This window comes from Streptomyces sp. NPDC055749 (assembly GCF_053617235.1).
Genome location: NZ_JBSHFH010000039.1, coordinates 72,282 through 82,199, shown reverse-complemented (window position 1 = coordinate 82,199; position 9,918 = coordinate 72,282). Strand labels below are relative to the sequence as shown.

The window sequence follows — 9,918 nt, the reverse complement described above, 5'->3', positions numbered from 1 at the left end:
GCCCCGGACCGTTCGGTCCGGGGCACTCGTGCGTCGTCAGGCTGTTCCGTCAGGGACTGACGAACCCGACCTCCGGGTTGCCCGGTGTCGGGCCGTCCAGGAGCGGCTGGTGGATGCCGCGCAGATGCTGGTCGAAGTAGGCCGTGACGTAGTCCCGGGTGATCCGGCTCGCGCGGTCCCCGGAGATCGGGGTCTCGGGGTCCTCGACGCCCAGTTGCTGGGCGAGCACGGGGACGTCCGTGAACGAGAAGTGGCCGGCACCGTCGACCGTCAGCCAGCGCTTCCAGCCGTCCAGGGAAGGCCAGCCGCTGTCCCAGGTGTCGTCCCCGCCGGGGCTGTGGTCGACGGTCGAGCCGAGCATCAGGAACGGCCGGCCGTCGAGGCCGGAGGAGGGGACCGGGTCGGCGAACGTGCCGTCCATGTTGACGCCGGCGTCCACGCGCGGGTCGGTGGCCATCGTCGAAGCGGCGGCGTTCCCGCCGATGGAGTGGCCTGCCACGCCGATCCGGTGCCGGTCGATCGAGCCGGTATGACGCCAGGCCGGGTGGCGCCCGGTCAGCCGGTCGAGGACGAACGAGAGGTCCGCGGCCCGGCCCTCGGACACCCGTTTCATACCTTCCCGTCCGGTCCCCTTGAGCCGGTCGCAGGCGACGCAGGTGAGCATCCGCCCGCCGGGGAACGCCGTGCCGGTGGACTCGTAGGCGTGGTCGACGGTCGCCACGACGTATCCGCGGCTCGCCAGCTCCTCGGCGAGGCCGGTGAGGGTGGTACGCGGCGTACTGAACCCGGGGGAGAGCACCACCAGCGGGAAGCGGCCCGGCGCGGGGCGGGCATCCGTGCGGGAGTAGGTGCGGGTGCCGGCGACCACGGCAGGGGGGAATTCGTCCTCCAGGCCCTTGGCCTCCATCAGCAGCCTGGCTTCCTCCCCGGTCATGTACGACGCGGTTCTGCCGCCGGTGCCCGGGCGCGCGGGGTAGTTGAGCGACACCATCAACTGCCGTGCGCCCGCCTCGGGGACCCAGGGGTCGCTGCGGCTCCTGTCGGTCAGGTGCAGGGTGTCGCGGCCGGTCGGGTACGGGCCGGTCGGGCGGGGCAGTTCCAGTGACGGGGTGGAGGAGACGGCTCCGGCGGCGGCCGGTGCCGATAAGGCGGTGGCCGCGGTGGCGGGGGTCGCGAGGAGCATGGTGACGGCGAGCGCCGCGACTGCTGCTGTCCGGCTGCGGTGACTGATCATGCGTTCCACGCTAGGAGGGCGGTCGTGGCACCACATCGGTCACCGGGCGGAAGGCGTCTCCGCCTGTGGAGTGAGCGCGGGGACCGTCGCACCCCTATGCGCGTCAGGGGCGACGGTGTCGCGCGGGGGTCGCTTTCGGCCAGCGGGGCAGTGCTGTGCGTACGGCGGGTGCGGGACCCGCGACATACTCTTGCCGAGGAGTGGCTCAGCCGGGGGTGGGAGGATTATGTCGTGGGTGTTGTGAAGAGCAAACGGATGCCACGCGCGGTGCGTGAGCAGCAGATGATGGACGCCGCGGTGCGGACGTTCGGGCAGCTCGGCTACCGGGCCGCGTCGATGGACGAGATCGCGGAGCTGGCCGGTGTGTCCAAGCCGTTGGTCTATCTGTACCTGAACTCCAAGGAGGAACTCTTCACCGCTTGTATCCGCCGCGAGGCAAAGGCGCTGGTGGAGGCGGTGCGGGCGGGGGCGGAGCCGGGGCTGCCGGCCGACCGGCAACTGTGGGCCGGACTGCGGGCGTTCTTCACGCACACCGCGGAGAACCCGGACGGCTGGGCGGTCCTGCACCGTCAGGCGCGGACGCACGGGGAGCCGTTCGCCACCGAGGTCGTCGTGATGCGGGACGAGATCGTTGCGTTCGTGACGGGTCTGATCGGGGCCGCGGCGCGCGAGGCGCACCACGATCCCGCGCTGCCCGACCGGGATGTGGCGGGGCTCGCGCAGGCTCTCGTGGGGGCCGCCGAGGCGCTGGCCGGGTGGGCGAACGACACCCCAGGGGTCTCGGCGAAGGAGGCCGCGGCCACCCTGATGAACTTCTCCTGGGCGGGCCTGGAGAACCTGATGCACGGCCGTCCCTGGCAGCCTCAGCCGTAGCGCTTACGCGTCCCGGGTCACCGTCCCGGTGAGGTGGACGCGGCCGGTTGCGCCGCGCAGTTCGACGTCGCGGCCCGCACCGTCCGCCGCGTACGTCACGGTGGACGGCAGCAGGACGGGGGCCCTGAAGTCGGCCCGTACATGCCGGATCCGGCCCGGTTCGTCGGCCTCGGCGAGGCAGCGGGCGACGGTCCACATGCCGTGCGCGATGGCCCGGGGGAAGCCGAACGGCCTGGCGGTGAGCGGGTACAGGTGGATCGGGTTGCGGTCGCCGGACACGGCGCCGTACCGCCGCCCGAGATCCGCCGGCAGCTGCCACTCGGCCACGGCTGGCAGGGCGGCGGGGGGCGGGGCGGGCTCGGATGCGGGGGTCTCCGTGGGGTGCGTCGTCGCGTGGCGGGAGAGATAGCCGCTCCGTGACTCCCACAGCAGCTCACCCGCGAGCCGCGCCTCCGTCACCACGGTGACCTCGGTGCCCCGCCGGTGAGGGGCCAACTCCTGCGCGTACAGCGTGAGTTCGAGCGCGTCGGCCGGGTGCGGGGTGCGGTGGCGGGTGATCTCGATCCACGTGTGGACGAGCCCGACGACGGGCAGCGGGAAGTCCCGGCCCGTCATCAGCCGCATCGCCGGGGCGAAGCCCAGGACGTGGGGGTACGTGAGGGGCAGCGCGCCCGACTCGGAGAAGCCGCAGATCCTGCTGTACGCGGCGAGGTGGCCGGGTGCGACGGGTGCGGGCGGGAGGGTGATCCGGGTGGCGGGCAGCTCGGCGCCGGGGCGGCCGGCCCGCTTGAAGGGGGAGGTGACGGCCCCGCGTACCAGGGAAGCGATCGGGCTCGACATCCCCGTCACGCCCCCAGCAGGCTCTGGCCGCAGACCCGCAGGACCTGGCCGTTGACGGCACTGGACGCGGGCTGTGCGAACCATGCCGTCGCCTCGGCCACGTCGACCGGAAGTCCGCCCTGGGAAAGGGAGTTCATACGGCGGCCCGCCTCCCGGATGAAGAACGGCACGGCTGCCGTCATCTTCGTCTCGATGAAGCCGGGGGCGACCGCGTTGACCGTGACGCCGTGGTCGGCGGCGGCGCGCGGGGCGAGGGAGCGGACCAGGCCGATGATGCCTGCCTTGCTGGCCGCGTAGTTGGTCTGGCCGTTGTTGCCCGCGATCCCGGCGATGGACGCGGTGGCGACGATCCGGCCGCCGCGGTTGACCGTGCCCGCCTTGAGCAGGGCGTCGGTGGTGCGCAGCACGCTGTCGAGGTTGACCTCGATGACGGATGCCCAGCGTTCGGCGGGCATGTTGGCGAGCCGGCGGTCGCGGGTGATGCCCGCGTTGTGGACGAGGATGTCGAGACCGTCCGGCGCGGCTGCCGCGATGCGGTCGGCGGCGTCGGGTGCGGTGATGTCCAGGGGCAGTGCGGTGGCGCCCAAGCGGTCGGCGGTGCGGGCGAGTTCGTCCTTCGACTGCGGGATGTCCAGGCAGATCACCCGGGCGCCGTCCCGGGCCAGCACGGAGGCGACCGAGGCGCCGATGCCGCGGGCGGCTCCGGTGACGAGCGCGGTGCGGCCGGCGAGGGGTGCGGTCCAGTCGGGCACCGGGTCGGGGGCGGCAGCGGTGAGTTCGACGACCTGGCCACTGACGTACGCGGACTTGGGGGAGAGCAGGAAGCGCAGCGTGGACTCGGCCGATGCGACGCCCTCGCTTCCGGGGGCGATCCGGAGCAGTTGGGCGGTGGCGCCCTTGCCGGTCTCCTTGCCCAGGGAACGTACGAACCCTTCCAGTCCCTGCTGGGCCGCCGCCTGGTGGTGGTCGTCGGGGGAGGGCCGGGCGCCGATGACGACGATCCGGCCGCCGGGGGCGAGGGACCGCACGACGGGGTGCAGGGTCGCGTGGACCTCGCCGAGTCCGGCGGCGGTGGTGACGGCGGTCGCGTCCACGACGATGCCGACGGGGCGGGCGGCCCGGTCGGACCCGTCCGTAATGGTGAGGCCGGTTCCGGCGAGGAGGGCGCCGAGTTCGTCCGTGATGGCCGAGGGGCCCGCGGTGAGGTGCAGGACCGGGCCGTCCAGGGAAGGGGTCTCCAGGGACCAGCGGCGCAGGGGTGCGGGCTGCGGCAGGCCGAGCCTGCGGGTCAGGAATCGGCCGGGTGCTGTGCCGGTGAGGTGCAGATAGCGGTCGGCCATTGTCCAGACTCCTGCTCAGTCGTAGATTTACTCCCAAGTAAGGTTACTCAAGGGTCAGGAGTAGGTCGAGATGAGCTGCCCGAGAACGGTCGAGACGAGCTGGTCGCGTTGACGAAGGTGATCCCCCTCGCACTCCCGCAGCCGCGCAGGGTGGCGGTCATCGGCGGCAGCCGCATCCCGTTCGCCCGCTCCGACGGCCCGTACGCGGAGGACTCCAACCAGCAGCTGCTCACCGCCGCGCTCGACGGACTCGTCGAGCGGTTCGGTCTGGCGGGGCAGCAGGTCGGCGAGTTCGTCGCGGGCGCGGTCCTCAAGCACAGCCGGGACTTCAACCTGGCCCGGGAGACCGTCCTCGGCTCGGCCCTCGACCCCCGTACCCCCGCCTACGACATCCAGCAGGCGTGCGGCACCGGCCTCCAGGCGGTCGTCGCCGCCGCCAACAAGATCGCGCTCGGCGCCGTCGACTCGGCGATCGCGGGCGGTTCCGACACCACGAGCGACGCGCCCCTCGGCGTCAACGACGAGCTGCGCCGCATCCTGCTCGCGGCCCGCCGGGCGAAGTCGACGGGCGGCCGTATCAAGGCACTCGCGGGTGTACGCCCCCGGCATCTCGTCCCGGACATCCCGCGCAACGCCGAACCCCGCACCGGCCTCTCCATGGGCGAGCACGCGGCGGTCACCGCGCGGCAGTGGGACATCAGCCGCGAGGACCAGGACCTGCTGGCGGCCACCAGTCACCGGCGGCTCGCCGCCGCGTACGAGCGGGGATTCCTGCACGACCTCGTCGTCCCCCACCGCGGCCTGGCCCGCGACCAGAACCTGCGCCCCGGCTCCACGGTGGAGAAACTCGCCACCCTGAAACCGGTGTTCGGCGCCGGCCACCCGGACGCGACGATGACGGCGGGCAACTCCACACCCCTCACCGACGGGGCCGCCACGGTCCTGCTGGCGAGCGAGGAGTGGGCGGAGCGGCGCGGGCTGGAGCCGCTCGCGTACCTCTCCCTCTACGAGACGGCGGCCGTCGACTACGTGAACGGTGAGGACGGGCTGCTGATGGCGCCCGCCTACGCCGTGCCCCGCATGCTGGAGCGGGCCGGGCTCGGCATCGAGGACTTCGACCTGTTCGAGATCCACGAGGCGTTCGCCTCCCAGGTGCTGGCCACGCTCGCGGCCTGGGAGAAGCAGGGCCTGGCCCCCGTCGACCGGGACAAGCTCAACGTGGCCGGGTCCTCGCTCGCCACCGGCCACCCGTTCGCGGCGACCGGCGCGAGGATCGTCGCCACGCTCGCCAAGCTCCTCGCGGAACGGGACGCCCCGGGCCGCGGCCTGATCTCGATCTGCGCCGCGGGCGGGCAGGGAGTCACCGCGATCCTGGAGCGCCCCTGACGACCGGGCCGCACATCCGGGCCGATTCCAGTTCCATTTCCATTTCCACTTGCACCGACCCCGTCCGGCGATCAAGGACGAAACGGCCGTCGGACGGACCCGGCGACCGCCCCGCCCGACCCCTGATGAGGAGCCGCACGTGTCCACGCCAGCCTCCGCACCCGTCACCCCTTCCCGCTCCCTCTCCCGCCCCGTGCTCGTCGAGCCGACCAAGGTCAGGGCAGCCGACGGAACGGTACGAGAAGTCTCCGTACCCGCGTTCGCCCCGCCCGTCCGGCGCGGCTCACTCGCCGAGATCCCCTTCGACAACGCCCGCGAGGCCCCGGCCGAGGCGGTGCTCAGCCGCAAGCAGCCCGACGACAGCTGGCAGGACGTGACGGCCGCCGAGTTCGCCGCCGAGGTGACGGCCGTCGCCAAAGGGCTGATCGCGGAGGGCCTCCAGGCCGGTGACCGGGTCGCGATCATGGCCCGTACGACCTACGAGTGGACGCTTTTCGACTTCGCGTCCTGGGCCGCCGGGCTTGTCACCGTGCCCATCTACCCCACCTCGTCCGCGTTCCAGGCGCGCTGGATCCTCCAGGACTCCGGCGCCGTCGCCTGCGCCGTGGAGACGACGGAACAGGGCAGACTGATCAGCCAGGAGCGCAAGCAACTCGGCGACCTCGAACACCTCTGGCAGTTCGACACCGGATCCATCGGCCGGCTCAAGTCCCTCGGCAAGGACGTCCCCGACGAGGCCGTCACCGCCCGCAGAGCCACCCTCGAACCCGACAGCCCCGCCACCCTTATCTACACCTCGGGCACCACGGGCCGCCCCAAGGGCTGCGTCCTCACCCACGGCAACTTCTTCGCCGAGGTCGACAACGCCATCGAACTGCTCCACCCGGTGTTCAAGTCCGTCTCCAAGTACCCGGCCTCCACGCTCCTCTTTCTCCCCCTCTCCCACGTCTTCGGCCGCATGGTCGCCATCGGCTGTCTGCGGGCGAGGGTCCGCCTGGGCCACGCCCCCTCCATCCAGACCGAGGACCTGCTGGCCGACCTCGCCGGCTTCAAGCCGTCGTTCCTGCTGGCGATCCCGTACGTCCTGGAGAAGGTCTACAACACCGGCCGGGCCACGGCCGAGAAGATGGGCCGCGCCTCGTCCTTCGACCGGGCCGCCCGGATCGCCCAGCGCTACGGCGAGGCGATCGAGGCCGCAGAACACGGCACGGGCCCCGGACCCGGACTCGGCCTGCGCATGGCCCGCGCCCTCTACGACCCGCTGGTCTACCGCCGTATCCGCGCCGCGCTCGGCGGGCACGTCCGGTACGCGATCTGCGGCGGCTCCCCGCTGGGCCACCGGCTCGCCGCTTTCTACGCGGGCGCGGGCATCGAGATCTTCGAGGGGTACGGCCTTACGGAGACCACCGCGGCCCACACGGTGACCCCGCCCCTCAAGCCCCGCCTGGGCACGGTCGGCTGGCCGCTGCCCGGCACCGCCGTACGGATCGCGGACGACGGGGAGATCCTGCTGCGCGGCGGCCAGGTGTTCCAGGGCTATTGGAACCCCGAAAGCGGCGACGCGGTCCCGAACCTGGACGACGGCTGGTTCGCCACCGGTGACCTGGGCGCGCTCGACGAGGACGGCTACCTCACGATCACCGGCCGCAAGAAGGACATCATCATCACGACCGGCGGCAAGAACGTCACCCCGGCCCCGCTGGAGGACTGGCTGCGCGCCCACCCGCTGGTCGGCCAGTGCATGGTGGTCGGCGACAACCGCTCGTTCATCACCGCACTGATCACCCTGGAACCGGACGGCCTCGCGCACTGGCGCCAGATGCGCAAGAAGCAGGACATCCCCATGCGGGACCTCGTGAACGACGAGGAACTGCGCACAGCCCTGCAACGCGCGGTGGACGAGGCGAACCGGCTGGTGTCGCGCGCGGAGTCGATCCGCAAGTTCGCCGTGCTGCCGGTCGACTTCACGGAGGAGAGCGGCCATCTGACGCCTTCCCTGAAGCTGAAGCGGGAGGCGATCGCGAGGGACTTCGGGGCGGAGATCGAGGAGCTGTACCGAAAGCACTGATATCCGCCGACTCCCTTATGGGCGGGCCCAGTTGGGCCCGCCTTTTGGGTCTGTCGGGGCAGCGGAAGTTCCGGCACTCTTGAGTCCGTTCAACGCGGATTGATGCCCGCCTTCCCCCCATGCTTCGTCTCGGAGGATGAATGCGCACGCGTACGCGCTCGATACGTATCTCCCTGCTGGCCCTGCTCTCCCTCCTCGCGGGCCTCCTCGCCGTCACGGCCACCGCGACCCCCGCCGCCGCGGCACCGAACTTCAAGGCGCCCTTCGGCTGCGGTCAGCAATGGACCTACAGCCACCACTCGGCGGAGGTCAGACAGGCCCTCGACTTCGTCCGCACGGACGGCGGCGCCACGGCGGGTTCGGCCGTACTCGCCTCCTCGGGCGGCACCGCCTACCGCTACTCGCAGCCGACCGGCGCGGGCAACTACATCGCCATCGACCACGGCGGCGGCTGGAAGACGTACTACTTCCACCTGGCCTCGTACTCCGTGGCCAACGGAGCCCAGGTCTCCCAGGGCCAGCAGATCGGGGTCACCGGCTCCACCGGCAACAGCTCGGGCGCCCACATCCACTACGAGCAGCTGTACAACGGCGTCGGCCAGAGCATCGTGATCAACGGTCAGTCACTCGCCCCGTACCCCGGCTCGTACTACAGCAAGTACCTGACCAGCGACAACGGCTGCGGTGGGGGCGGTGGCGGCAAGTACTGGGTCGACACGTTCGCCAACGCCACGGGCTACGCGGCGGCCAACACCTCCGACGCGCAGGGGGTGCTCAACGCGGGTACGAACTACGTCTACTGCAAGGTCTGGGGCCAGCAGATCGGCTCGGGCGGCAGCTACAACCACTGGTGGCTGAAGACGGACCTGGACACGGTGTACGCGGGCAAGAACGGCTACGGGGCGTACGTCTCCGCGTACTACCTCTCCCGCTGGGGCAACGACGAGGCCCGCGACAACAACGGCACGGTGATCCCGAACTGCTGAGGCCGGGTCGTCCCGCCGATCCGGACGTCAGGCGTCCGCCGGTTCCCGCGTCGCGGCCAGTACGGGGTAGTCGGTGTAGCCGGTCTCGCCACCCGTGTACATCAGCCCCTGGTCCCGTACGGGATTGAGCGGTGCGCCGAGGCGCAGCCGCTCGACCAGGTCGGGGTTGGCGAGGAACGAACGGCCGAGGGAGATCAGGTCGGCTCCGGCGTCGAGCAGCCGCTCGCCCGCGAGCCGTCCGCCGTCGGCGGGCAGCGGTCCTCCCCATCCCAGCACCGGGTTGGCGATCAGCGTGCCCGGCCAGCTCTTGCGGATGCTCCGGAAGAGCGGCTGGTCCGGGTCGGCGAAGACGACATGCAGGTAGGCGGGGCCGATGTCCGCCAGGGCATCGACGAGTGCCGGGTAGATGCTCTCGGTGTCGCCCTCCTCGATGCCGTTCACGGTGAGCCCGGGCGCGATCCGCACGCCCACCCACTCGGGCCCGACGGCGTCTGCGACGGCTCGGACCACCTCGGCCACGAACCGGATGCGGTTGGCCACGGAGCCGCCGTAGGCGTCGGTGCGGTGGTTGGTGCCCTTCGCGAGGAACTGGTGCAGGAGGTAGCCGTTGGCGGCATGCACCTCCACTCCGGAGAAACCCGCGTCGACGGCCTTGCGGGCAGCGGCGGCGAAGTCCGCCACGGTGGAGCGGATCTCGTCGACGCTCATCGCGCGCGGCACGACGGCTGCCTGGTGCCCGCCCGGGGTGAAGATCGTGTCCGGGAGCGGGACGGGCGAGGGCGCGACCGGGGTCAGCCCGCTGTTGTCGGGGTGGCCGACCCGGCCGCCGTGCTGCAGCTGCAGGAACATCCGGCCGCCCGCGGCGCCCACGGCATCGGTCACACGCCGCCACCCGGCGACGTGTGCCTCGCTGTGAATCGCGGTGATGTTGGGGTAGGTCTGCCCGACGGCGTTCGGCGTGGATGCCTCCGCGATGATCAGCCCGGCGGATGCACGCTGCTCGTAGTAGTCGGCCATGATCGGCAGGGGGACACCGTCCGCCGCTGCGCGGTTCCTGGTCATCGGCGCCATCACCAGACGGTTCGGCAGGCGCAGTGCGCCGATGCGGGCAGGTTCGAAGAGGCGGGATTCACGGGATTCAGCAGGCGAGGTCGTCATGCCGGTACCGTAGAACCTGACATCAGTGTCAGG

Annotated in this window: 8 protein-coding genes; 4 read left to right on the top strand and 4 right to left on the bottom strand. The window is 71.7% G+C overall.

The annotated features are described in order from the left end of the window. Nucleotides 1-49: 49 nt before the first annotated feature. Nucleotides 50-1,234 carry an alpha/beta hydrolase family protein gene (locus ACWGO0_RS26115; protein ID WP_453539770.1) on the bottom strand — a complete coding sequence of 395 codons (1,185 nt, stop codon included), beginning with the start codon at nucleotides 1,232-1,234 and terminating at the stop codon, nucleotides 50-52. Nucleotides 1,235-1,489: 255 nt separating this feature from the next. Here ACWGO0_RS26115 and ACWGO0_RS26110 point away from each other — a divergent pair, with 255 nt between their 5' ends. Next, the gene (locus ACWGO0_RS26110; RefSeq protein WP_453539782.1) at nucleotides 1,490-2,107 is read left to right on the top strand and encodes a TetR/AcrR family transcriptional regulator; all 618 of its coding nucleotides are present in this window, start codon (nucleotides 1,490-1,492) and stop codon (nucleotides 2,105-2,107) included. 3 nt (nucleotides 2,108-2,110) lie between these two features. Here the strand turns inward: ACWGO0_RS26110 and ACWGO0_RS26105 are convergent, their stop codons facing one another. Next, nucleotides 2,111-2,947: a MaoC/PaaZ C-terminal domain-containing protein gene (locus tag ACWGO0_RS26105; protein ID WP_453539767.1), complete on the bottom strand. Its 837-nt coding sequence runs from the start codon at nucleotides 2,945-2,947 to the stop codon at nucleotides 2,111-2,113. Between the two features lie 5 nt (nucleotides 2,948-2,952). Beyond that, nucleotides 2,953-4,287 (bottom strand): 3-oxoacyl-ACP reductase, encoded by a 1,335-nt coding sequence (locus ACWGO0_RS26100; RefSeq protein ID WP_453539764.1) that lies wholly within the window; start codon nucleotides 4,285-4,287, stop codon nucleotides 2,953-2,955. A 108-nt stretch (nucleotides 4,288-4,395) separates the two neighbouring features. Here ACWGO0_RS26100 and ACWGO0_RS26095 point away from each other — a divergent pair, with 108 nt between their 5' ends. The 3 genes from ACWGO0_RS26095 to ACWGO0_RS26085 all read left to right on the top strand — a co-directional run bounded on the left by ACWGO0_RS26095 (nucleotide 4,396) and on the right by ACWGO0_RS26085 (nucleotide 8,727). Next, entirely contained in the window at nucleotides 4,396-5,673 is a 1,278-nt protein-coding gene (locus tag ACWGO0_RS26095) for an acetyl-CoA C-acetyltransferase (protein WP_453539761.1), read from the top strand. A 139-nt stretch (nucleotides 5,674-5,812) separates the two neighbouring features. Then, nucleotides 5,813-7,741: an AMP-dependent synthetase/ligase gene (locus ACWGO0_RS26090; RefSeq protein WP_453539758.1), complete on the top strand. Its 1,929-nt coding sequence runs from the start codon at nucleotides 5,813-5,815 to the stop codon at nucleotides 7,739-7,741. Between the two features lie 140 nt (nucleotides 7,742-7,881). Next, entirely contained in the window at nucleotides 7,882-8,727 is an 846-nt protein-coding gene (locus ACWGO0_RS26085; RefSeq protein WP_453539755.1) for a M23 family metallopeptidase, read from the top strand. Nucleotides 8,728-8,754: 27 nt separating this feature from the next. On the opposite strand, the gene ACWGO0_RS26080 is transcribed toward ACWGO0_RS26085, so the two are convergent. Then, nucleotides 8,755-9,885, bottom strand: coding sequence for an alkene reductase (locus tag ACWGO0_RS26080; protein ID WP_453539752.1), 1,131 nt, complete (start codon nucleotides 9,883-9,885; stop codon nucleotides 8,755-8,757). Between the last annotated feature and the right edge of the window lie 33 nt (nucleotides 9,886-9,918).